16 protein-coding genes are annotated in these 23,369 nt (G+C 64.0%); 6 read left to right on the top strand and 10 right to left on the bottom strand.

Annotated features, from left to right (window positions below):
• Window positions 1-106: 106 nt before the first annotated feature.
• The 5 genes from trpS to LB536_RS26645 all read right to left on the bottom strand — a co-directional run bounded on the left by trpS (window position 107) and on the right by LB536_RS26645 (window position 7,761).
• Window positions 107-1,174 (bottom strand): tryptophan--tRNA ligase, encoded by a 1,068-nt coding sequence (gene trpS, locus LB536_RS26665; RefSeq protein ID WP_224597836.1) that lies wholly within the window; start codon window positions 1,172-1,174, stop codon window positions 107-109.
• Between the two features lie 173 nt (window positions 1,175-1,347).
• Window positions 1,348-2,955: a murein biosynthesis integral membrane protein MurJ gene (gene murJ, locus LB536_RS26660; RefSeq protein WP_140760749.1), complete on the bottom strand. Its 1,608-nt coding sequence runs from the start codon at window positions 2,953-2,955 to the stop codon at window positions 1,348-1,350.
• A 46-nt stretch (window positions 2,956-3,001) separates the two neighbouring features.
• Window positions 3,002-5,803 (bottom strand): [protein-PII] uridylyltransferase, encoded by a 2,802-nt coding sequence (locus tag LB536_RS26655; RefSeq protein WP_140760752.1) that lies wholly within the window; start codon window positions 5,801-5,803, stop codon window positions 3,002-3,004.
• A gap of 89 nt (window positions 5,804-5,892) precedes the next feature.
• The gene (locus tag LB536_RS26650; RefSeq protein WP_140760754.1) at window positions 5,893-6,696 is read right to left on the bottom strand and encodes a glycosyltransferase family 25 protein; all 804 of its coding nucleotides are present in this window, start codon (window positions 6,694-6,696) and stop codon (window positions 5,893-5,895) included.
• Window positions 6,697-6,957: 261 nt separating this feature from the next.
• Window positions 6,958-7,761, bottom strand: coding sequence for a glycosyltransferase family 25 protein (locus LB536_RS26645; protein WP_224597834.1), 804 nt, complete (start codon window positions 7,759-7,761; stop codon window positions 6,958-6,960).
• Between the two features lie 203 nt (window positions 7,762-7,964).
• Here LB536_RS26645 and LB536_RS26640 point away from each other — a divergent pair, with 203 nt between their 5' ends.
• The 3 genes from LB536_RS26640 to LB536_RS26630 all read left to right on the top strand — a co-directional run bounded on the left by LB536_RS26640 (window position 7,965) and on the right by LB536_RS26630 (window position 11,840).
• On the top strand, window positions 7,965-10,472 hold the full coding sequence (locus LB536_RS26640; protein ID WP_224597833.1) for a heavy metal translocating P-type ATPase: 2,508 nt from the start codon (window positions 7,965-7,967) through the stop codon (window positions 10,470-10,472).
• Window positions 10,473-10,515: 43 nt separating this feature from the next.
• Window positions 10,516-10,908, top strand: coding sequence for a DUF305 domain-containing protein (locus LB536_RS26635; protein WP_224597832.1), 393 nt, complete (start codon window positions 10,516-10,518; stop codon window positions 10,906-10,908).
• An 86-nt stretch (window positions 10,909-10,994) separates the two neighbouring features.
• On the top strand, window positions 10,995-11,840 hold the full coding sequence (locus LB536_RS26630; RefSeq protein WP_224597831.1) for an aldo/keto reductase: 846 nt from the start codon (window positions 10,995-10,997) through the stop codon (window positions 11,838-11,840).
• A 35-nt stretch (window positions 11,841-11,875) separates the two neighbouring features.
• Here LB536_RS26630 and LB536_RS26625 read toward each other — a convergent pair whose 3' ends face one another.
• On the bottom strand, window positions 11,876-12,475 hold the full coding sequence (locus LB536_RS26625; protein WP_224597829.1) for a uridylate kinase: 600 nt from the start codon (window positions 12,473-12,475) through the stop codon (window positions 11,876-11,878).
• A gap of 245 nt (window positions 12,476-12,720) precedes the next feature.
• The gene (gene mutS, locus LB536_RS26620; RefSeq protein ID WP_224597827.1) at window positions 12,721-15,486 is read right to left on the bottom strand and encodes a DNA mismatch repair protein MutS; all 2,766 of its coding nucleotides are present in this window, start codon (window positions 15,484-15,486) and stop codon (window positions 12,721-12,723) included.
• 303 nt (window positions 15,487-15,789) lie between these two features.
• On the opposite strand from mutS, the gene LB536_RS26615 reads away from it, so the two are divergent.
• Window positions 15,790-18,069 carry an NADP-dependent malic enzyme gene (locus tag LB536_RS26615; RefSeq protein ID WP_140760770.1) on the top strand — a complete coding sequence of 760 codons (2,280 nt, stop codon included), beginning with the start codon at window positions 15,790-15,792 and terminating at the stop codon, window positions 18,067-18,069.
• A 49-nt stretch (window positions 18,070-18,118) separates the two neighbouring features.
• Here the strand turns inward: LB536_RS26615 and LB536_RS26610 are convergent, their stop codons facing one another.
• Both LB536_RS26610 and LB536_RS26605 read right to left on the bottom strand, forming a co-directional pair.
• Window positions 18,119-18,817: an antitoxin Xre/MbcA/ParS toxin-binding domain-containing protein gene (locus tag LB536_RS26610; RefSeq protein ID WP_224597825.1), complete on the bottom strand. Its 699-nt coding sequence runs from the start codon at window positions 18,815-18,817 to the stop codon at window positions 18,119-18,121.
• 445 nt (window positions 18,818-19,262) lie between these two features.
• Window positions 19,263-20,255, bottom strand: a complete 993-nt coding sequence (locus LB536_RS26605; protein ID WP_224597823.1) for an adenosine kinase — start codon at window positions 20,253-20,255, stop codon at window positions 19,263-19,265.
• Between the two features lie 276 nt (window positions 20,256-20,531).
• Between LB536_RS26605 and LB536_RS26600 the strand changes: the two genes are divergently transcribed.
• Both LB536_RS26600 and LB536_RS26595 read left to right on the top strand, forming a co-directional pair.
• Entirely contained in the window at window positions 20,532-21,434 is a 903-nt protein-coding gene (locus tag LB536_RS26600; protein WP_224597820.1) for an EamA family transporter, read from the top strand.
• Between the two features lie 220 nt (window positions 21,435-21,654).
• The gene (locus LB536_RS26595; protein ID WP_224597844.1) at window positions 21,655-22,365 is read left to right on the top strand and encodes a sulfate transporter family protein; all 711 of its coding nucleotides are present in this window, start codon (window positions 21,655-21,657) and stop codon (window positions 22,363-22,365) included.
• A gap of 3 nt (window positions 22,366-22,368) precedes the next feature.
• Here the strand turns inward: LB536_RS26595 and LB536_RS26590 are convergent, their stop codons facing one another.
• Window positions 22,369-23,367: a proline racemase family protein gene (locus LB536_RS26590; protein ID WP_224597817.1), complete on the bottom strand. Its 999-nt coding sequence runs from the start codon at window positions 23,365-23,367 to the stop codon at window positions 22,369-22,371.
• Between the last annotated feature and the right edge of the window lie 2 nt (window positions 23,368-23,369).

Here is a 23,369-nt window from a genome sequence, read left to right as displayed (position 1 = left end):
GCAATCTGCCACCACGGCAGGCCGGCGGCAAGCCGCCGGCCATAGGCCAGTATGTCTTGGCCAGTATGTCCTGGGCCGGTATGAGGCGGTGCGTTGACGATCAGGCTCAGCCCTGCAGCAGCCCGACAATGTCGCGCACCGTCTTCATTGTCGTCTCGGCAAGCACGCCGGCACGTTCGCCGCCGTCCCGGAGCACGGCGTCGACATAGGCGCGGTCGCCCTGGATGCGCCGCATCTCGCCGGCGATCGGCGCCAGTTTTTCCACCGCGAGATCGGCCAGCGCCGGCTTGAAGACGGAGAATTGCTGGCCGCCGAATTGCCTGAGCACGTCGGCCTTCGACATCTCGGCGAGGCCCGCATAGATGCCGACCAGGTTTTCCGCCTCGGGCCGGCTTTCCAGCCCGTCGACCGCGCTCGGCAAGGCTTCCGGGTCGGTCTTGGCCTTGCGGATCTTCTTCGAGATGGTGTCGGCATCGTCGGTCAGGTTGATGCGCGACAGGTCCGATGGGTCCGACTTCGACATCTTCTTCGACCCGTCGCGCAGGCTCATGATGCGCGCTGCCGGGCCGCCGATGACCGGTTCGGTGATCGGGAAGAAGCCGTTCACCGTCTCCTCGCCGACCTGCATCTCGACGCCGACGCCAAGACCGGCGATGCGGTCGGAGAAATCGTTGTTGAATTTCTGGGCGATGTCGCGGGTCAATTCCAGATGCTGCTTCTGGTCCTCGCCCACCGGCACGTGGGTGGCGCGGTAGAGCAGGATGTCGGCCGCCATCAGCGAGGGATAGGCGAGCAGGCCCAGCGAGGCATTCTCGCGGTCCTTGCCAGCCTTGTCCTTGAACTGCGTCATCTTGTTCATCCAGCCGATGCGCGCGACGCAGTTGAAGATCCAGGCGAGCTCCGCATGCTGCATCACCCGCGACTGGTTGAAGACGATGTGCTTCTTCGGATCGATGCCGGAGGCGAGGAACGCCGCAGTGATCGACCGCGTCTGGTCGGCAAGGTCGTCATAGACGAGCTGGGCGGTCAGCGAATGCAGGTCGACGACGCAATAGATGCAGTCGGACGTGTCCTGCAGGGCGACGAATTTCTTGATGGCGCCGAGATAGTTGCCGAGATGCAGATTGCCGGTCGGCTGGACACCGGAGAAGACGAGTGGCTTGAAGGCGGACATGGGTTTCCTCATGGCTTGTGGAGGGCCGTATAAGCGTGATTCCGAAAAGTTGCAGACTTTTCGGAGCCAATCACGCGGCTGGAAACCGCGCGCGGCGAAAGTCTTGCGACGGCGCGCTTATGGACGAGAGTGGGGGGAGGATCAAGAGCAGCGAGACGGGCCGGACGGCCGATTTATTCGTCGAGTTCTGATTTTGCCACGGACTGACCGGATTCTGTTCTCCTGCGCCCGACATTGCGCCGGATCATGCCGAAATCGGCGCCGCCGGTGGCGAATGCGGTGACGAAATAGAGCGTCGCCCCACCTGCCACCAGCGCGAGCACCGTGGTCGCCTTGATGACCAGCGGCGAACCGGGTCCGAGCCTGGCGGCGAAATAATGTTCGGCGAAATAGAGGGCGACACCCATTACCGCCGCCGACAGCACCAGCCGTGGAATTCGCTTCAAGAGCGGCACGTCGCGGCCCCAATGGCCGCGCCGGATCAGTACGGCAAGCAGCATCAGCGCGTTGACCCAGCCGGCGACTGCCGAAGCCACGGCGATACCGGGTGCGCCCATCCTCGGGAATAGCGTCAGTGCGGTGCCGACATTCACCGCCACGGAGATTGCGGCGAAGATCATCGGCGTGCGCGTGTCCTCGCGCGCGAAATACCCTGGGGTGAAGGCCTTGATCAGCACGAAGGCCGGCAGGCCGAGACCGAAGATCGCCAGGATCGCCGCCACGACAGGCGTCGAATGGTTGGCGGCGAACGCACCGCGCTCATAGACCAGCCGTACGATCGGTTCCGACATGACCCAAAGTGCCGCCGCCGCCGGCAAGGTCATGAACAGGGTGAATTCGACGGAGCGGTTCTGCAGATTGGCGGCCTCGATCACATTGCCTGATTTCAGAGCCCGCGACAGTTCGGGCAACAGCACGATCGCCACCGCGACGCCGACGACGCCGAGCGGCAACTGGTAGACGCGGTCGGCATAGGCCAGCGAGGAGACGGCACTGTCCTGCGCCGAGGCAATGGCCGTTCCGATCAGCTGGTTGATCTGGGTGATGCCGCCGGTGATCGCCGCCGGCAGCGCCAGGATCAGGAGCCGCTTCACGTTCGGGGTCATCTTCGGCCGGCGGAAGCCGATCGAGATGCCGGCATTGCGCACCGCCACCCAGACGATGGCGAGTTGCACGATGCCGGCCGCCAGCACGCCCCAGGACAGGGCGAAGCCGACAGCATGTGCATCCTGCCCATGGTACCAGGCGTAGCCAAGCACGCTGATCAGGATGATGTTGAGGAAAGCCGGCGCGATCGCGGCGGCGAAATAGCGGCGCAGCGAGTTCAGCATGCCCGCCATCATGGCGGCGAGCGACATGCAGATCAGGTAGGGGAACATGATCGTCGCGAGCCGGACGGTCGTCTCGAACTTGCCCGGCGTGTCGGCAAAGCCCGGCGCCACCAGGTAGCGCACGATCAGCGGCATCGCCAGTTCCATGGCGATGGTCAGCGCCAGCAGCGCGGTGAACAGGACCCCGAACACTTCTTCCGAGAATCGCTTGGCGCCGTCGGTGCCGTGCGTCTCGATCTCCTTGGCGAACAGCGGCACGAAGGCGGCGTTGAACGCGCCTTCGGCGAACAGCCGGCGAAACGTGTTGGGGAACTGGAAGGCGGCGTTGAAGGCGTCGGCGACCGGTCCGGTGCCGAGTGCGGCTGCCATCAGCATCTCGCGGCCGAAACCGAGCGCACGGCTCATCAACGTGCCGGAGGCTACGGTAGCGAATTTCTTGACAAGACTCATGCGTTCGCAAACTGCCTGTGGGATTGGGAGAAGAAGATGATGGCCGTCACTCGGCGGCTGCCTTGGCCCTGCCGCCGCGTTCTGGCACGATGCCTTCGAGCGTCGCGATCAACCGGTTGCGGATGGTGGCGATTCGGGCCGGGCTGTCGATCTTCTGGCCGGTAAGGTCGGTGACATAGAAGGTGTCGATGACCTTCTCGCCAAAAGTGGTGATATGCGCCGAGGCAATGTCGAGCGACAGGTCGGACAGCGTCCCGGTGATTTCCGACAGCAGGCCGGGGCGGTCGAGCCCCTCGACCTCGATCACCGAAAACCGGTTCGACAGCGCGTTGCGGATTTCGGCGCGCGGCGGGATCTTGAACACCTTGGATCCGCGCCTTGGCTTGGTGCGCTTCTCGATCATTTCCGGCAGCCAGCTCTTGCCCGACAGCACGTCCTCGATCAGCTTGCCGACGCGCTCGGCGCGCCGGCGCTCGTCCTCGTCGCGGTCGAACTCCCTCGAGATCAGGATCGTGTCCAGCGCCCGGCCGTCCGACGTGGTGAAGATCTGCGCGTCGACGATGTTGCCGCCGGCGCCGGCGCATGCCCCGGCAATGACCGAGAGAAGACGGGGATGGTCCTGCGCCAGCACGGTGATTTCGGTCACCCCCTCGAACTGGTGCGTCTTGACCATGGTTGCGAGCTTGTTGCCAGCCGCGTCCGTCTCGCGAATGAATTCGGCGTGGCGAAGTTGGTCCGGCAGGTCCACGGCCAGGAGGTAGTTTTCATAATGCAGCCTGACATAGCGCTTGCGCGCCTTGTCGGGCCAGTCGGCGAGCGCCTCCGCCAGCCGTTCGCGCGCCGCCGCCGTGCGTTGAGCGCGCGAGACTTCCGAAAAGCCGCCGGTCAGCAGCAGTTCGGTCTCGTAGTAGAGCGTACGCAGCAACTGGCCCTTCCAGCCATTCCACACGCCTGGTCCAACGCCCCTGATGTCGCAGACGGTCAGGATCAACAGCATCTTCAGCCGCTCGACCGACTGCACGATCGAGGCGAAGTCCTCGATCGTCTTGCGGTCGTTGAGGTCGCGGGTTTGTGCCGTCATCGACATGACGAGGTGGTTCTCGACCAGCCAGGCGACGGTTTCCGTATCGGCCGGCGAAAGCCCCATATGCGGGCAGATCCGCCTTGCGATCCTGGCGCCGGCCTCGGAATGGTCTTCAGGCCTGCCCTTAGCGATGTCGTGCAGCAGCACGGCGACATAGAGCGCCTCGCGGCTCTTCTTCAGGCCCGGCATCAGCGAATGCGACAGCGGATGCACCTTCTCGCCATCGCCGCGCTCGATCTCGGCCAGCACGCCGATGCAGCGGATCAGGTGCTCGTCGATCGTGTAGTGGTGGTACATCGAGAACTGCATCATGGCGACGATCTTGCCGAAATCCGGGATCAGCCGGCCCAGCAGCCCCGCCTCGTTCATACGCCGCAGGTTGAGTTCGGCGTTGCGGTCCGAGGTCAATATGTCGAGAAACAGCCGGTTGGCTTCCTCGTCGCGTCTGAGCGACTTGTTGACCAGGCCGAGCGAACGGGTGAGCAGTTTCAGCGCATCGGGATGGAATTCCAGCCCGTGCTTGTCGGCGAACCAGAACAGCCTGAGAAGATTGACCGGGTCGCGCTCGAAGACGCCGTCGTCGGCGATGTTGATGCGATGGTTGTCGACGATGAAGTCGGACGTGCCCGCAAGCTTTCGCTTGCGGCGCTGGAAGGTGAGGAAGATGCGGTTGAAGCCGGGAACGTGCTTGGCCTGCTCCTCCTCCAGCGCGGCGCAGAAGATGCGGGTCAGGTCGCCGACATCCTTGGCGACGAGGAAATAGTGCTTCATGAAGCGTTCGACCGCCGACAGGCCGGGATGGGTCGTATAGCCGAGCCGTTCGGCGATCTCGCGCTGGATGTCGAAATGCAGCCGCTCCTCGGCCTTCCCCGTGAGGAAATGCATGTGGCAGCGCACCGCCCACAGGAAATCCTCGGCCTTCTGGAACTCACGATACTCGGCCTCGGTGAAGACGCCTTTCTCGACCAGTTCCTCGCCGGTACGCACGCGGTAAAAATACTTGCCGATCCAGAACAGCGTCTGCAGGTCGCGCAAGCCGCCCTTGCCGTCCTTGACGTTGGGCTCGACCAGATAGCGGCTTTCGCCGGCCTTGGCATGGCGCTCGTCGCGTTCGGCGAGCTTGGCCTGCACATATTCCGGTCCGGTCGTGCGCACCACCTCATGGTCGAAGCGCAGCATCAGCTCGTCATAGAGCTTGCGTTCGCCCCACAGGAAACGCGCTTCCAGGATCGAGGTGCGGATGGTGATGTCGGTGCGCGACAGCCTGAGGCACTCATCGATGTTGCGGGTGGCATGGCCGACCTTCAGCCCCATGTCCCACAGCATGTAGAGCATGTATTCGACCGTTTGTTCTCCCCAAGGCGTCTGCTTGTAGGGCAGCAGGAACAGCAGGTCGATGTCGGATCCCGGCGCCAGTGTACCGCGGCCATAGCCGCCGACGGAAACGACCGCCATGCGTTCGGCCGAGGACCGGTTCTTCACCCGGTAGACATGCGTGGCGGCAAAATCGTAGAGCGCGCGGATCAGCTCGTCCATCAGGTGCGACAGCCGTTCGGCGCAGGCGTTGCCGCCGCCATCTTGCCTCAGCATCGCCTCGGCTGTCTTGCGACCCTCGGCCAGGCGCCCCTTGAGAAGCTGAAGAACGGCAGCACGGATGCCCTGGCTGGAACCATCGCCGGCACTGGCCGCGGTCTGTGCGGTCATCTCGCGGCGCAAAGCGTCGCCGTCGATCAGTTCATTGAGCTTCAGGGAGATTTTTGCCATAGATACCGGTTGGCCTTGCCTTTTGGGCGGCGTCTATAGCGTGTTTTCGCGGCGCTGGGTATGGGCCTGCTATCGATCCCGCAAACGCTCTAGTCGTTTGCCTCGACTGGAGCGAGCGGGACGACAATCTGCCGCCGCAGCCTGCAGAGATCGGTGATCTGCCGCGTTGCCCGCCTGGCCTCCCTACGGATCCGTGCGAGAGCCGGCATCCTCTGTCCGTTGGCGAGCCCGCTTGCGACCCGCTCGGCCTCCCGGCCTTGTTCAAGCAGGCTCGGCAACCGGTCGTCCACGAACCGGTCCTGCGCACAGAGCGCCGGGACAAGCTGGTAGATCGTCTTGCCGGTCGACGTCGCGAACGCAGGATCGAAGATGAGATTGTCCACCGCCACATTGACATCGGAGGTCGCCTCGAGAAGAGCGTGAGCCGCTTGCCTAGACAGCAGGTAGCCACCGGCTCCGATATGGTTCTTGCGAAGCCTGAACACCGAAAAACCGTGGCCGACGGCAACCTTCTCCCGCTGGATCACCGTCGTGTGGAAGAACGTCTCGAGCTTGACGACATCGGCGCCGGTCGGAACCCAGTCCGTATTGGCCAGCAGCGCACCGGCTTTCGCGGAAAACACCATGTCGTCCTCGAAGACGGCGCCATAGGGCGCGTCGTCTTGCGCGATGATGGTCCAGCAGGCGCGATGACTGTGCAGGCAAGCGATCTCGCTGCCGGACAGACGCCGCACCGCATACAATGCATGCTGGCGCTGCAACACGAGGTCTGGACGGTCCCTTGCATCGATTGCGGCAACCCGCTCGAATCCAAGGCCAATGCGCGCAAACTCCGCAGTCGTATGGGCAAGCCGGTCGGGAGATCGATCGAGGTTGATAACCAGGCGCTTCATTCTTCACTAACTTGTTTTTTCTTGTGGTGGCGGCGCTCTATAGCACATGCGGAGCTTGCGTCTTCTGTTTTTTGGGAAGGACTTTGCTTTGTGGCCAAATGAAAGGGACAATACGGCTGTTTAGCCATTCAACTGGCCGGAATCACTGTCGATGTTTGGGGAAGGGGTGGTTTTCAATTTCTATCCCCCGTTCGTCGCAAGGAGGGTCGAAACAACACTGAGGTCTATACTTATGTTGGCGATTCTGCCGGCCAGGCAAGCTTAGTCGGTTGCGCCGGTCGAATCGAAGGGGACGACGATGTGTCGCCGATATCTGCAGAAATCGACGATCCACCGCGCGGCTCGTCCGCCTTCCTTCATGATTCTTTCGGCGACGGGCCTTCTGCGTTTTGCGACAAGAGCATTCGCGGTTCCCTCGGCGTCCCGCTCTTGGCCGAGCAGGCTTGGCAATCGGTCGCCGACGAACTGATCCTGCACGCACAGCGCAGGGACGAGCTGGTAGATCGTCTTGCTGGACGAGGTAGCGAATGCCGGGGTGAAAATTAGATCGTCGGCGGTGATATTGATCTTTTCGGTCGCCTCGAGGAGATCGCGCGCGGTCTGTCTGGATATGATGTAGCCCCCGGTCCCCGGATGGTTCTTGTAGAGCCTGAACGCGGAAAAGCCATGTCCAGCGGCGGTCCTTCGCCGATGGATGAGGGTTCTCTTGAAGTACGTCTCCAACTTGACAATGTCGGCATCGGTCGGAATCCAGCCGTTGTCGGCAAGCAACGGACCGGCATTTGCTGAAAAAATCACGTCGTCCTCGAAGATGGCGCCGTAGCTGGCATCGTCCTGCGCCAGGATCGCCCAGCAGAGGCGGTGGCTGTGCAGGCAGGCGATCTCGCTGCCCAGCAAACGCCGGGGGGCATACATCGGATGTTGCGGTTGCTGCCCGAGTTCGGGGTGGCTGCGCGCATCGACCGCCGCAACACGTTGGAACGCGGCGCCGATCCGGGCGAACTCTGCACTTATGTGAGCAAGTCGGTCCGGGGACCGATCGAGATTGATGACCAGGCACTTCATAGTCGACCGAAATCTAGCGAGATGAACGGGATGCGGCGAATAATATTAGCAAGAAAAGTTTTAGCACGAGATGTGCCTTTGTGCAGGGGGTGTTCCATCGATTTCACGGCCCCCGAAATCGGAAAATCAAAACGGCCCTTGACCTTCCAGTTACTGGAAGCATTACCTCGGGTTCGAAGCAATGACATCAAGGCATTTTCGGAATGACGCATTCAGATCACGATCACCACGCACATGGCTCGCATGGCGGCTGTTGCGCGCCGAAAGGCGCCGCCGCGAATACGGTCCTGCGCGACCCGGTCTGCGGCATGATCGTGGATCCGGCCGCCGGCAAGCCGACATCAGAGCATGGCGGCCGCCTCTATCACTTCTGCAGCGAGGGCTGCCGCTCGAAGTTCCAGTCCGAGCCTGAGAACTACCTCACGGCCGCCGACCCTGTCTGCGGCATGAGCGTCGACCGCTCGACGGCGAAACATTTCGTCCGCCATGAAGGCCAAGGCTTCTATTTCTGTTCCGCCGGCTGCAAGGCGAAGTTCGAGGCGGCGCCGCAAACCTATCTCGGCGACAGGCCGGCGCCGGCGCCGATGCCCAAGGGCACGCAATACACCTGCCCGATGCATCCGCAGATCATCCGCGGCAAGCCCGGCTCCTGCCCGATCTGCGGCATGGCGCTCGAGCCAATGGGCGTGCCGACGGGCGATGAAGGGCCAAATCCCGAATTGGTCGATTTCACCAGGCGGCTCTGGGTGAGCGCGGTGCTGTCGATCCCGCTGCTGATCATCGCCATGGCGCCGATGGTCGGCCTGTCGCTGGAGGGCCTGGTCGAGGATCGCGCAAAGGTCTGGATCGAACTGGCCCTGGCGAGCCCCGTGGTGCTCTGGGCCGCCTTCCCGTTTTTCCATCGCGGCTGGGACTCGATCCTCAACCGCAGCCCCAACATGTGGACGCTGATTTCGCTGGGTGTCGGCGCCGCCTATTTCTACAGCGTCGTCGCCACGCTCTTCCCGCAGATCTTTCCGCATGAGTTTCGCGGCCATGGCGGTGCGGTGCCGATCTATTTCGAGGCCGCCGCCGTCATCGTCGCGCTGGTCTTCCTCGGCCAAGTGCTGGAATTGCGCGCCCGCGAAAAGACAGGATCGGCGATCCGCGCTTTGCTTGACCTCGCGCCGAAGACCGCGCGGCGGATCGCCGAGGACGGTGTCGAGACCGATGTGGCACTGGACGAGGTGAAGACCGGCGAGCGCCTGCGCATCCGGCCCGGCGATGCGGTCCCGGTCGACGGGACGGTGCTCGAAGGCCGCTCCTCCATCGACGAATCGATGATCACGGGCGAACCCTTGCCGGTCGAGAAGGCCGAAGGCGATGCGTTGACCGGCGGCACGCTCAACAAGAACGGCTCGCTGATCATGCGCGCCGAACGGATCGGCGCCGAGACCACGCTGTCGCGCATCGTCGAACTTGTCGCCAAGGCACAGCGCTCGCGCGCGCCGATCCAGGGCTTGGCCGACCGCGTTTCCTTCTACTTTGTCCCGGCCGTCGTCCTGGTCGCCATCGTCGCGTTCATCGCCTGGGCGGTCTTCGGCCCCGAGCCCAGCCTGATCTTCGCCATCGTCTCGGCGGTTTCGGTGCTGATCATCGCCTGTCCCTGTGCGCTGGGTCTCGCCACGCCGATGTCGATCATGACCGCCACCGGGCGCGGCGCGCATGCCGGCGTGCTGATCAAGGAAGCCGCCGCGCTCGAACGCTTCGCCTCCGTCGACACCTTGATCGTCGACAAGACCGGCACGCTGACCGAAGGCCGGCCGAAACTGACCGATGTCGTCGCGGCTACTGGCTTTTCCGAGGACGAATTGCTGGTGTACGCCGCGACCCTGGAAAAAGGCTCGGAGCATCCGCTGGCCGAGGCCATCGTCGAGGGGGCGGACCAGCGCGGCGTGAAGATCGCTGAGGCCGGCAGCTTCGAGGCGGTTACCGGCAAGGGCGTTTCCGGCACGGTGTCGGGCAAGAAGGTCGCGCTCGGCAATGCCGCGATGATGGCCGATCTCGCCATCGACGTTTCCGCAATCCAAGCCAGCGTGGAAGCATTGCAGGGCGATGCCAAGACGGCGATGTTCGTCGGCGTCGACGGCAAGCTGGCCGGCATCGTCGCCGTCGCCGATCCGGTCAAGGCGACCACGGCCGAGGCGATCAAGGCGCTACATGACAGCGGGCTGAGGATCGTCATGGCGACCGGCGACAATGAGCGCACCGCCAAGGCGATCGCTGGACGTCTCGGCATCGACGAGGTTCGGGCAGGTCTGTTGCCGGAACAGAAGGCAGCGCTCGTCGACGAATTGCGCGGCAGGGGTGCCGGCGTCGCCATGGCCGGCGACGGCGTCAACGACGCGCCGGCGCTTGCCGCCGCCGATGTCGGCATCGCCATGGGAACGGGCGCCGATGTCGCGGTCGAAAGCGCCGGCATCACCTTGGTCAAGGGCGACCTCAACGGCATCGTCCGCGCCCGCACCCTGGCCCAGGCGGCCATCGGCAACATCCGGCAGAACCTGTTCTTCGCCTTCCTCTACAATGTGCTCGGCGTGCCGGTCGCCGCCGGCGTGCTCTATCCGCTCACCGGCACGCTTCTGTCGCCGATGCTGGCGGCCGCGGCGATGAGTCTGTCCTCCGTCTCGGTGATCGCAAACGCTTTGCGGCTCAGAACGTTGAAACTCTGAGATCAGCCCCCAGATACGAAACCCAACCAACAGGAGACCATGAATGACCTTGGCTAAGAAACTCGTGCTGCTGCTGATGGCCGCCGGAATGCTGCTTGCCGTCTTCCTCGAAAGCGTGCCGGCGCGGAGCGAAGAGATGAAGCACGACATGGGCGCCATGGCCATGGGAGCGGAAAGCCCTTCGACGGCGGGCTACAAGGCGGCGATGGACAAGATGCATACCGACATGATGGCCTCGCAATATACCGGCAACGCCGATGTCGATTTTGTCCGCGGCATGATTCCGCATCATCAGGGCGCGATCGACATGGCCAAGGTCGAACTGGCCAACGGCAAGGATCCCGAAATCCGCAAGCTCGCCGAAGGCGTCATCGCCGCGCAGGAAGCCGAAGTCAAGCAGATGCAGGACTGGCTCGCCACCCATCCGGTGAAGTAAGCTCAAGCAATCACGAAGGCGGCGGGAACGCCTCTGGATTTCTCGCCCGCCCTGTGATGCGATCGGGCTCAAAAATGGAGCCTGCCATGCCATCGTCCGTCAGAACCACCACGCTGCCCTGCGGCGAGGCCATACCCGTCCTCGGCCAGGGCACGTGGAAGATGGGCGAGGATTCGCGCCGCCGCGCCGATGAGGTCAGGGCGCTGAAGCTCGGCCTCGACCTCGGCGTCACGCTGATCGACACCGCCGAAATGTATGCCGATGGCGGTGCCGAGGTCTTGGTAGCGGAAGCCATCGCCTGGCGTCGTGACGAAACCTTCCTGGTCTCGAAGGTCCTGCCCTCCAACGCCTCGCGCGCCGGCGTGCGCCGCGCCTGCGAAAACAGCCTGAAGCGCCTGCGCACCGACCGCATCGACCTCTATCTCCTGCATTGGCCGGGCAGCGTGCCGTTGACCGAGACGGTCGAGGCGTTCGAAGCGCTGAAGCAAGCCGGCAAGATCCGGCATTGGGGCGTCAGCAATTTCGACACCGACGAGATGCAGGAATTGGTGCTCCTGTCCGACGGCGACAAGGTACAGACCAACCAGGTGCTCTACAATCTCGTCCGCCGCGGCCCGGAATTCGATCTCTCGCCCTGGATGAGGAAACGCGGCATCCCGCTGATGGCCTATTCGCCGGTGGAGCAGGGCGCGCTGGCACATAATGCCAGGCTTGCCGAGGTCGCCGCCCGCCATGGTGCGAGCGCGGCGCAAATCGCCTTGGCCTGGGTGATGCGGCAGGACGACGTCATCGCCATTCCCAAGGCCGGCAGCCAGGAGCACGTCCGCCAGAATGTCGCCGCGCTCGATATCAGGCTTACACATCAGGACATCGCCGATCTCGATCGTGCGTCCCCGCAACCGACGCGCAAGCGCGGACTGGAGATGATTTAGCTAGGAAGCAATCCCTGCAGAGCCGACCACTGCCATCATCGATGCGGCCAAATGCTAGAAGCCGGAGCGGAGATATCATCGTTGTCGATGATGATATCGGCAACCTGCTGAGGCCGTGCCTCGGTCAGGTAGAGCTGTTCAGACAGGCGATAGCGTTCCAACATCTCGCCATCGCGTGCCGTTGCACGAAGCTCCGATATTTGAGGATCTACATCCAACCACACCCCAACATCCCAAAGATCGCGCAATTCGGGACGCAATGCGAATACGCCGTCAATGACGAGAATGGCTTGGTCCGGCATCGGTATAAGTTCAGCTGAATGGTCTATCTGCGTTATCGGATCAATCGAGCACAGCATGGTCTGTCCTGCTCGGAAGCCGCCGACCAAATCTGAGCGAATGCGTTCAATATCGAACGCGTTGCGATAGTAGCCTTCACCGCTCGCTCGATCGTAAAGGTAACGATCTCGCCAGGGTTTCTTGAAGTCGTCCAGGCTCGCCCGAAACACACCTGTCACGGTCGCGCTCAGAGTGTGGGCGAGCTCATCGGCAAATGTTGTCTTGCCGGAGGCGGTACGACCGTCAATGGCTACAACAACCGGACCCTCAACATATGAAGTAACGACATCTGCCAAGCGAGTCGTCAAACCGGCCCGCACCTCGGAGACATGTGCCTGTCGAGGTGCAATCCACGTTGACGATCCTCGTATCCATTTGGTTGTCATCAGCGGTCATTGGTGCCGGCAACAGTTGCGTGCATCGAACCTAGATGGGAAGAACCGTCATGGAAACCCGCATCAAGATTGCCGCACCACTCGAAGATGTGGATACCGAACGCCTGCACCTCCGGGGGAGATTGGCGGTATCGCCGCCGCCTCTCCTATTTCCCCGCCAGCCCCTTCAGCCGGTAAAGCGCCTCCAGCGCTTCCTTCGGCGTCATCTCGTCGGGGTTGATGTCGCCCAGTGCTGCGCCCAGCGCGTCGCTCTTCACCGGCCTTGGCGCTTCCCGCTTCAGCGCCACCGAAAACAGTGGCAGGTCGTCGACCAGCCGGTTGGTCTTGCCGGAGACCTCGCCTTCCTCCAACTGGTGCAGCACCGCCTTGGCGCGGTCGACAACCGCGTCCGGCAGACCGGCGAGCCGCGCCACCTGCACGCCGTAGGAGCGGTCGGCGGCGCCCTTGCCGACCTCGTGCAGGAAGACGACGTCGCCTTCCCATTCCTTGACCCGCATGGTGACGTTGGAAAGCCGCGCCAGCTTGCCGGCAAGCGAGGTCATTTCGTGGAAATGGGTGGCGAAGATCGCCCGGCAGCGGTTCTTCTCGTGCAGATATTCCACCGCCGCCCAGGCGATAGACAGGCCGTCGAACGTCGCGGTGCCGCGGCCGATCTCGTCGAGGATCACCAGCGCCCGTTCGCCGGCCTGGTTGAGGATCGCCGCCGTCTCGACCATCTCGACCATGAAGGTCGAGCGGCCGCGCGCCAGATCGTCCGAGGCGCCGACGCGCGAGAATAGCCGGTCGACGACGCCGATATGGGCAGACGCCGCCGGCACGAAGGAGCCGGTCTGGGCCAGGATCGCGATCAGCGCGTTTTGACGCAGGAACGTCGACTTACCACCCATGTTCGGGCCGGTCAGCAGCCAGATCGCGCCGTTCTTGGCATTCCCCTCGGGCGAGAGGTCGCAATCATTGGCGACGAACGGGCCTTCGCCCGAACGGCGTAGCGCCTGTTCGACCACTGGATGCCGGCCGCCCAAAATCTCGAAGGCCAGGCTGGAATCCACGACAGGCCGGCACCAGGCTTCGCTTTCCGACAGAAGCGCAAGTGCTGCCGACACGTCGAGCACGGCGAGCGCATCGGCGCCGGCGCGGATCGCCTCGGCCTCGCCGACGGCTTCCGCCGTCAGCGCATCGAAGGCGGCCAGTTCGATGCTAAGTGCCCGGTCGGCGGCATTGGCGATCTTGGTTTCGAGTTCGGCGAGTTCCGTCGTGGTGAAGCGCATGGCATTGGCCATGGTCTGGCGGTGGATGAAGCGCGCCTTGGCGCCATCGCTGCCGGTCATCACGGCATGATGGTTGGCCGTCACCTCGATATAGTAACCGAGCACGTTGTTGTGCCGGATCTTCAGCGAACGGATGCCGGTCTCCTCGATCAGCGAGCGCTCCAGCCCGGCGATCACTTTGCGCGACTCGTCGCGCAGCGCCCGCATCTCGTCGAGTTCGGCATGGTAACCGCCGCGAACGAAACCGCCGTCACGTTTGAGCAGCGGCAGTTCCTCGCCGAGCGCCTGGGTGAGATGCTGGGCAAGTGCACTGGGCAGCGTCTGGATGGCGGCCATTGCGCCGGCCAGTTCCTGGGGCAAGGCGACCGCGGCAAAGGTTTCGGCAATGGCGCCGGCCGCCTCGAAGCCGGCGCGCAGCGCGCCGAGGTCGCGTGGGCCGCCGCGGTTGAGCGCCAGCCTGGACAGCGCACGCGGCATGTCGGCGACGCTCTTCAGGCTCATCCGCACCGCCTGGCAAAGCCGCACTTCGGAACGGAAGAACGACACCGAATCCAGCCGTGCGCCAATGGCCGCCGGATCGGTCAGCGGCGCCATCAACCGGTCGGCGAGCAGCCTTGCGCCACCGCCGGTTACCGTGCGGTCGATCGCCTTGAACAGCGAACCCTCGCGGCTGCCGGACAGCGTGCGCAACAGTTCGAGATTGCCGCGCGTCGCCGGATCGATGAACAGGGTCGAGCCCTGCTCCTCGCGCTCCGGCCGCGACAATGGCGGACGCTCGGCTTTCTGCGTCTTCTCGACATAGGCGATGGCGCCCGAGATCGCCGACAGTTCGGCCCGCGAAAACGTGCCGAAACTGTCCGGTGTCGCCACCTCGAAGAAGCGCGCGATCCGTCCCGTGGCCGAGGCCGAATCGAACAGGCTCGGCGGCTGTGGGCTGGCGACACGGCCGAGCACGTCGAACACCGGCTTCAGCTCGGGATCATGGAACACCGGCTCGGCGACGATCAGCTCGCGCGGATCGACGCGGAAGATGTCGGCCAGCAGCCGATCGGCGGTGGTCTCGGCGACCCGGAAGGCGCCGGTCGAGATGTCGATCCAGGCAATTGCAAAGCTTCCTTGGTTCCCTGTCGCGCTGCCGCGCTCCCCGCTTCTTGGCTCCGCCCCGCCCTTCACCCTGCCCAACGCCATCAGGAAACTCGATTCCGACGGCGCCAGCAATTTGTCCTCGGTGATGGTGCCCGGCGTCACCAACCGCACCACGTCGCGGCGCACCACCGATTTGGAGCCGCGCTTCTTGGCTTCGGCCGGATCCTCGATCTGCTCGCAGACGGCGACGCGGAATCCCTGGCCGATCAGCTTCTGCAGATAGTCGTCGGCCGCATGCACGGGCACGCCGCACATCGGAATGTCGTGGCCCTGATGCTTGCCGCGCCTGGTGAGCACGATGCCGAGCGCCCGGCTCGCCTTCTCGGCATCGTCGAAGAACAGCTCGTAGAAATCGCCCATGCGGTAGAACAGCAGCGAATCCGGGTTAGCCGCCTTGATCTCGATGAACTGCTCCATCATCGGCGTGACGGCAGCGCCGGGCTGTGGCGGCGTCATCGCCTCGGGGGCGTCGGGCTCGTTCGGGCTGTGCATGTTCATGGCGCGGCACGCTAGCAGATGTGATGGCGGGGTTTAATGCCGGGCCATCGAAAAGCAGGGGAAGACCGCGAGCCATCGTCCGTGGGACGGCTATTCAGGTGCATTGCCCGATGCCGTGATCGCGCATGCGCATGAAATCACGGCATCCAGGGTGGCGCGGAACGGCCCTGACCGGACGTGTCCGCTTTGAAGCAGCTTTGCAGAGCTTCGTGGTTTACACGCGGCGGCCCGTGGTCTTAATTCGCAAGCACACAGGCACCCGCCTCAAGGAGGTGTCGCACCGGCGAGGAAATCAAAAGCATCATGGCCAGGAAAACCGAGAACAACGGTCCATCCGTCAGCGCGCAGGAAGCGCTCGAATTCCACGCCATGGGCCGGCCCGGCAAGCTGGAGATCGTCGCCACCAAACCGATGATGACGCAGCGGGATCTGAGCCTCGCCTATTCGCCTGGTGTCGCCGTGCCGGTGCGCGCCATCGCCGAGGACCCGTCCAGGGCTTTCGACTACACGGCGCGGGGCAACATGGTCGCCGTCATCTCGAACGGCACCGCCATTCTTGGCCTCGGCAATCTCGGCGCGCTGGCCTCGAAGCCGGTGATGGAAGGCAAGGCGGTGCTGTTCAAGCGCTTCGCCGATGTCGATTCCATCGACCTCGAGGTCGACACCGAGGATGCCGACGAGTTCATCAACTGCGTGCGCTTCCTCGGTCCCTCCTTCGGTGGCATCAACCTGGAAGACATCAAGGCGCCGGAATGCTTCATCATCGAGCAGCGCCTGCGCGAACTGATGGACATCCCGGTCTTCCACGACGACCAGCACGGCACCGCCATCATCTCGGCCGCCGGCCTGATCAACGCGCTGGAGGTAACCGGCCGCGACATGAAGACCACGAAGCTGGTCTGCAATGGCGCGGGTGCGGCCGGCATCGCTTGCATCGAGCTGATGAAGGCGATGGGTTTTTCGCCCGAAAACATCACCTTGTGCGATACCAAGGGCGTGGTCTTCCAGGGCCGCACCGAGGGCATGAACCAGTGGAAATCGGCGCATGCGGTCAAGACGAAGGCGCGTTCCCTGGCCGAGGCGCTCAACGGCGCCGATGTCTTCCTCGGCCTTTCCGCCAAGGGGGCGCTGACCACCGCCATGGTGCAGTCGATGGCCAAGAACCCGATCATCTTCGCCATGGCCAATCCCGATCCCGAGATCACGCCCGAGGAAGTGGCCGAGATCCGCACCGACGCCATAATGGCCACCGGGCGTTCGGATTACGCCAATCAGGTCAACAACGTGCTCGGCTTCCCCTATATCTTCCGCGGCGCGCTGGACGTCAGGGCGACCACCATCAATGACGACATGAAGATCGCCGCCGCGCGTGCACTGGCCGAACTGGCGCGCCAGGACGTGCCCGACGACGTCGCCGCCGCCTATCAGGGCAACCGGCCGAAATTCGGGCCCAACTACATCATCCCGGTGCCGTTCGACCCGCGCCTGATCTCGGCCATTCCGATTGCCGTGGCCAAGGCGGCAATGGATTCGGGCGTCGCCCGCAAGCCGATCCTCGATCTCGACCGCTACGCGCAGGAGCTTTCCGCCCGCCGCGACCCGATCGCCTCGACCCTACAGCGCATCTACGACCGCGTGCGCCGCCAGCCCAAGCGCATCGTCTTCGCCGAGGGCGAGGAGGAGCAGGTGATGCGCGCCGCCGTCTCCTATGTGAACCAGCGGCTCGGCACCGCCATCCTGCTCGGCCGCGACGACGTCATCAAGGAGAACGCCAGGCACGCCGGCATCGACTTGAACAAGCAAGGCATCGAGATCATCAATGCGCGCCTGTCGCGTCGCAATTCGATCTACACCGACTACCTCTACGAACGCATGCAGCGCAAAGGCTTCCTGTTCCGCGACTGCCAGCGCCTGATCAACAACGACCGCAATCATTTCGCCGCCTGCATGGTGGCGCTGGGCGACGCCGACGGCATCGTCACCGGCGTCACCCGCAACTATTCCACCGCGCTCGACGACATCAGGCGCGTCATCGACGCCAAGCCCGGCCATCGCGTCATCGGCGCCTCGATCGTGCTCGCGCGCGGCCGGACGGTCATCGTCGCCGACACCGCCGTCCACGACATGCCCAACGCCGAGCAGATCGCCGACATCGCCGAGGAAGCGGCCGGCTTCGCCCGCCGCATGGGCTATGAGCCGAGGCTCGCCATGCTCGCTTATTCCACCTTCGGTCATCCGCAGGGCGAGCGTTCCGAACGCATCCAGGAAGCCGTGCGCATCCTCGACAAGCGCCGCGTCGATTTCGAATATGACGGCGAAATGGCCGCCGACGTCGCGCTCAACCCCCGCGCCATGGCGCAATACCCGTTCATCCGTTTGACCGGCCCGGCCAACGTCCTGATCATGCCGGCTTTCCACTCAGCCTCGATCTCGACCAAGATGCTGCAGGAACTGGGCGGCTCGACCGTCATCGGTCCGCTGCTGGTCGGCCTGAACAAGCCGGTGCAGATCGTCTCGCTGAACGCCAAGGATTCGGACATCGTGAATATGGCGGCGATCGCGGCTTATACGGCGGGGACTTGAGGCAGACGATCCGCACGACCGACGAAAGCTGACGATCGGACTGGTACCCTCACCCCGGCGCAAACGCCCGCGCCGCCTCGACCACCTCTTCCGCCCGGTCCTGCCGCAGCAGGTCGATTGGAATGCGGCCGTCGAGCTGTGCCGCTGGGCGGGTCAGCCATAGCCAGGTCAGTCTCGGGTTGCCGATCAGCTCCAGCACGTCGCTTATGCCGGCCACCGGCCTGCCGTCGACGAACTGCGCCAGCGGGAAGACGTGCTTGCGGCCGCCCTTGCGCAACGCGATGACGTCGCCGCGTTTCTGCCAGCGGTGCAAGGTGGAGCGGGCGATGCGCAGGTTCTCTTCCAGATAGGTCGAGCCGGCGACGCGGCCGGCCCAGTCCTCGATGAGCATCGATTCGAGGTCATCGGACGGGGGAAACGCGGGTGGTGTTTCGGCCTCAGCCGACAGCGTTGTCGTCCCGGTTGTGCCGGCTTCGCTGCGGCGCGCGGCTTCGGCCGCGAGCGCACGCACGAATTTCGAGGCAAGGCCGGGAAGGTCGGCATGGATGGCGTCGATGGCGCGCTGGTGCTTGGGCGACAGCAAGGTGACGGCGGACGCTATGCTGCCGGCGATCTTGCCGACCGAGACCTTTGTCGGACCGTTGATGGCCTCGTCATAGTGGGCAAGCGCACGCTCGACCTTTTCCGCGACCATGTCGGCGAAATCGTCCTGCGTGATGCCGGTCGTCTTGGTCTGAAATCTGGTCATGCATCTGTCTTCTTGGTCGCGCGCTCTCCTCCCTCAGCCGCGGCCGGTTGTTGAACGGTTACGGCGGAAAGCGGAAAGCGCGACGGCAACAGATGCAGCGACCCGACAGGTTGCTGTCCTGCATTGCTCCACACCCGATTAGCTTGCCGAAATGTCAGTCACGGCACGCTCGCATGTAGGAGCGGTATGTGACAACTGCGCGACGGTGGGCGAGACGGCGAAGCTGCCGATCTCCCCCCTCCTCGTGGGAGAGATGCCCGGCAGGGCAGAGGGGGGCGCAAAGGATCGCTACATAGCGGTACTTGTGTTCACACGTGCGGCCGCTTGGCATCGCCTGGGGGAATGCCGTCGGTTGGCAGGGAAAACCTCGAGATGTTGGCGGGACAGCGCCCCCCTCTGGCCTGCCGGCCATCCCCCCACGAGGAGGGAGATCGGCAGCTTTGTCCTACAACAACCCCGCCTGCTCGGCCTCTTTGCGTAGGTTCTGCCGTGGCCTCGGGCCGATCTGCTGGATCACCAATCCGGCCGCCAGTGAGCCAAGATCGCCGCAGGTCTGTAGGTCGTGTCCCTGTGTGTAACCATGCAGGAAACCGGCGGCGTAGAGATCGCCGGCGCCCGTCGTGTCGACCAGTTCCTTGATGGCGGTCGCCTTTATGACCACGGTCTCGTCGCCGCGCACGATGACCGAGCCCTTTTCGGAACGGGTCACCGCCGCGATCTTGCAATCCTTGCGGATCTGCGCCACCGCCTCGTCGAACGACGAAGTCTGGTAAAGCGACTTGATCTCGTGGCTGTTGGCAAAAACGATGTCGACTGTGCCCGAACGCATCAGGTCGAGGAACTCGTCGCGGTAGCGGTCGACGCAGAACGAATCGGAGAGAGTCATGGACACTTCGCGGCCGGCCGCGTGGGCCAGCCTGGCCGTCTGCCGGATGGCTTCCTTGGCGCGCGGCGGGTCCCACAGATAACCCTCGAAATAGGTGACCTTGGCGCCCGACGCCTTGTCGGCCTCGACATCTTCCGGCCCGAGTTCGACGCAGGCGCCGAGATAGGTGTTCATCGAGCGCTCGCCATCGGGGGTGACGAAGATCATCGAGCGCGCCGTCGGCGGCTCGCCCTCGAGCGGCCTGGTGTCGAAGGCGACGCCCTGCGCGTGGATATCGTGCGCATAGATTTCGCCCAGCGCATCGTTGGAGACCTTGCCGAAGAAGGCGGCGCGTCCGCCAAAGGAGGCGACACCAGCCGCCGTGTTGCCGGCGCTGCCGCCGGAGGCCTCGATCGCCGGGCCCATGCGGCTGTAGAGCAATTCGGCGCGGTGGGTGTCTATGAGGTTCATCGCGCCCTTGATGATGCCGTTGGTCTGGAGGAAGTCCTCCTCGCACTGGGCGATGATGTCGACAATCGCATTGCCGATGCAAAGCACGTCATATTCCGGCATCAATGTCTCCGCCAAAACCCGGGCCGGCTTCTTGCCATGCCCGCGCGGGTCTACAGCATGATCCTGAAAACTGGCAACCGATTTTCTGTCGTTGCCGGCGTTGCGGCGAGGCCCATCTTTGTCGAAGAAGCCAGCAACTACGTGCCTGTAAAGCGGTTCTGCCCATGGTTTTCGTTGTACCCCCAGGCGTTACGACAATTCGATCGTGGCCGAAGCATTTCGTCGTGGCGTTGCCTAAAAGGGCTTGTTCGATCTCGACCCGAAGGCGGCAAGCCCATGTCTGCAAAGAGCGATACGACCACCGACCTGGCGCTGCTCGGCGTGCTGGCGGTGCTGTGGGGCGCCTCCTACACCTTCATCAAGATCGGCGTCGAGACCATCCCGCCCATCACCTTCATCGCCGCTCGCACCCTGATCGCCGGCGCCATCCTGTTCGCCATCATCCGCTGGCGCGGGCTTGCCATGCCGGGCGATGCGGCAAGCTGGCGCCGCTTCGCCTTCCAGGCCTGCCTCAACAGCGTCGTCCCGTTCACGTTGATCGCCGCCGCCGAGCGCTCGGTCGACGCCGGCCTTGCCACCATCCTCAACGCCACCTCGCCGATCTTCACCTTCCTGCTGACGGCGCTCATCACCCGCCATGAGCCGGTCACAGTGCGCAAGCTGGTCGGCGTCGGCGCCGGCATCGCCGGCATCTGCCTCATCGTCGGCACGCAGGCGCTTGGCGGCATCGGCCACCAGCTCTGGGCGCAGCTGGCCATCGTCGCGGCAACCGTGTGCTATGCGGGCGCCGCGATTTTCGGCCGTGGCTTCAAGGGCCTCGATCCGATGCTCCCCGCCGCCGGTTCGATGCTGTGCGGCGCGGTCATGCTGGTGCCGCTCAGCCTGGCGGTCGACCAGCCGTGGACGCTGGCGCCTTCGGCGGCTTCCATCCTCGCGCTGCTCGGCCTGTCCGTGTTTTCGACGGCACTGGCTTTCGTCATCTATTTCCGTCTGATCCACACGCTGGGTTCGGTCGGCACCACGTCTCAGGCCTATCTGCGCGTGCCGATCGGCGTCGGCATCGGCGCCGTCTTCCTCGGTGAAAGCCTTGGCCCCACGGCTTGGCTCGGCATGGGTTTTGTCGTCGCAGGCGTGGCTGCCATGACCATACCGGTCCGCAGACCGGCCTTCGCCCGATAGGCAGATTTCGAGAGCGTCCAAAGGCAAGCAACGGTCCGCGCTTGTGCTCGCGGGCCGTGCTACCTATCTCGGGAGCGTCCTGCCTTGAGCGGTTCAGTGTTTGATGGAATCTCTGACCCGCTCTAGTTTCTTTTTTTACGCAATCCCGGACGGAAAACCGCTACGCACTTTTCCTGGAATTGCTCTTGTGGCTGTGTCCGCTGATCTGGGGTTGAAGCACGTGATTTTCGACGCTGCCCGCACCGCGGCCCTGGAACTGCTTTCGCCTCCGTTCCGCGCCGTGTTCATCAAGACGCTCGGCCTGACCCTGCTGGCGCTGGTCGCCCTGTGGCTCGGTCTGACCAGCCTTGTCGAATGGCTGGCCCTGCCGTGGCTCCAGACTTTGTTGCCCGGCATGCCGTCCTGGGCCGGCTGGCTGGGCGGCATTGTCGCGGCAATAGCGCTTGCCTTCGGCATGGCGCTGCTCGTCGCGCCGGTCACGGCCGTCATCGCCGGCCTGTTCCTCGACGAAGTCGCTGACGTGGTCGAGCGCACCGACTATCCCGGCGACCCGGCCGGACGCGCCATCCCGGCATTGCGCTCGCTGGTGCTGGCGATAAAATTCTTCGGCGTCGTCATCCTGGGCAATATCGTGGCGCTCATGCTTCTGCTGGTGCCGGGCATCAACATCGCCGCCTTCTTCATCGTCAACGGCTACCTGCTCGGGCGCGAATTCTTTGAATTCGCCGCCATGCGCTTTCGCGGGGAAGAAGAGGCCAGAGCCTTGCGCCGGCACTATGCCGGCACAGTGTTCCTTGCCGGGCTGGTGATCGCGGCCTTCCTTGCCTTGCCGCTCCTCAACCTGCTGACGCCGCTCTTCGCCGCTGCCATGATGGTGCACCTGCACAAGGCGGTCTCGGCGCGGGAAATGGCCCGTCCCGCACGCGGTTGAGCTTCAGCGCAAGAGAAAACCGCGCCCCAGCTCGTCGTCCGGTTCGACAATGAACTCGGCTCGTCCCGAATAATAGGCACGGCCGCCAACGCGGGCGACGATCGCTTCATGCGCGCCGGCCTGTGCCGTTCGCGCCACGGCCCCCGAGAAGCGCGAGCCGGCGATGCTCTCGAAAATGCGCGTCTGCTCGATGGCGGTCTCGCCCTTGGCATGCATGGCCGCGAGCCGGGCGGTGACGCCCGAACCAGTCGGCGAACGGTCGACCTCCGCCTCGGCGAAGACGCAGACATTCCTGGTGACCTCCTCGGAAAAGGCGTCCTTTCCATCGGTCAGGATGGTGCCATAGAGGAAGGCGAGGTCATCATGATCGGGATGCGACAGCGGAAACTCGCCCTTGAGCCGGTTCGTCAGCGCGGTTGCCGCATCGACGAAATCGCGTACGCGGTCGCGGCCGAATTCCAGCCCGAACTGATGGCAGTCGGCCAGCGCGTAGAAAGCTCCGCCATAGGCGATATCGAAACCGATTTTGCCATATTCCGGCAGCTCGATCCGCTGGTCGCGGGCGAACAGGAAGGCCGGCACGCTCTCGAACGACACCGAACCGGCCCTGCCATCGCTGACCGCGACAGAGGCGACGACAAGGCCGCACGGCGCCTCGATGTTCACGGTAGTGAACGGCTCCTGTTTCGCCACCAGTCCTTGATCGATGGCGTAGCGGCCGAGCGCGACGATGGCGTGGCCGCACATGGTCGAATAGCCCTCATTGTGCATGAACAGCACGGCGAGGTCGGCGCCGGGCAGGTCCGGCTCGACCAGCAGGGCGCCATACATGTCGTAGTGGCCGCGCGGCTCGAAGATCAGCAGTTTGCGCAAATGATCGAGATGGTCGCGCACATAGGCGCGCTTCTCCAGGATGGTGCCCTTGGGAATGCTGGGATAGCCGCCCGTGACGATCCGGAGCGGCTCGCCGCCCGTATGCATGTCGACGACGGTGAGGTTCATGC

The organism is Mesorhizobium sp. ES1-3 (assembly GCF_020164795.1).
GTDB lineage: Bacteria > Pseudomonadota > Alphaproteobacteria > Rhizobiales > Rhizobiaceae > Mesorhizobium.
Note: the sequence above shows the minus strand (reverse complement) of the source record. Positions and strands in the feature narration are given on the sequence as shown.

What these genes read in the sequence shown, in the direction of transcription:
- LB536_RS26650 (WP_140760754.1), bottom strand. Translation starts at nt 6,696, where the DNA reads ATGAAGCGCCTGGTTATCAACCTCGATCGATCTCCCGACCGGCTTGCC.
- mutS (WP_224597827.1), bottom strand. Translation starts at nt 15,486, where the DNA reads ATGAACATGCACAGCCCGAACGAGCCCGACGCCCCCGAGGCGATGACG.
- LB536_RS26605 (WP_224597823.1), bottom strand. Translation starts at nt 20,255, where the DNA reads ATGCCGGAATATGACGTGCTTTGCATCGGCAATGCGATTGTCGACATC.
- LB536_RS26630 (WP_224597831.1), top strand. Translation starts at nt 10,995, where the DNA reads ATGCCATCGTCCGTCAGAACCACCACGCTGCCCTGCGGCGAGGCCATA.
- LB536_RS26615 (WP_140760770.1), top strand. Translation starts at nt 15,790, where the DNA reads ATGGCCAGGAAAACCGAGAACAACGGTCCATCCGTCAGCGCGCAGGAA.
- LB536_RS26590 (WP_224597817.1), bottom strand. Translation starts at nt 23,367, where the DNA reads ATGAACCTCACCGTCGTCGACATGCATACGGGCGGCGAGCCGCTCCGG.
- LB536_RS26655 (WP_140760752.1), bottom strand. Translation starts at nt 5,803, where the DNA reads ATGGCAAAAATCTCCCTGAAGCTCAATGAACTGATCGACGGCGACGCT.
- LB536_RS26635 (WP_224597832.1), top strand. Translation starts at nt 10,516, where the DNA reads ATGACCTTGGCTAAGAAACTCGTGCTGCTGCTGATGGCCGCCGGAATG.
- trpS (WP_224597836.1), bottom strand. Translation starts at nt 1,174, where the DNA reads ATGTCCGCCTTCAAGCCACTCGTCTTCTCCGGTGTCCAGCCGACCGGC.
- LB536_RS26645 (WP_224597834.1), bottom strand. Translation starts at nt 7,761, where the DNA reads ATGAAGTGCCTGGTCATCAATCTCGATCGGTCCCCGGACCGACTTGCT.
- murJ (WP_140760749.1), bottom strand. Translation starts at nt 2,955, where the DNA reads ATGAGTCTTGTCAAGAAATTCGCTACCGTAGCCTCCGGCACGTTGATG.
- LB536_RS26600 (WP_224597820.1), top strand. Translation starts at nt 20,532, where the DNA reads ATGTCTGCAAAGAGCGATACGACCACCGACCTGGCGCTGCTCGGCGTG.
- LB536_RS26640 (WP_224597833.1), top strand. Translation starts at nt 7,965, where the DNA reads ATGACGCATTCAGATCACGATCACCACGCACATGGCTCGCATGGCGGC.
- LB536_RS26610 (WP_224597825.1), bottom strand. Translation starts at nt 18,817, where the DNA reads ATGACCAGATTTCAGACCAAGACGACCGGCATCACGCAGGACGATTTC.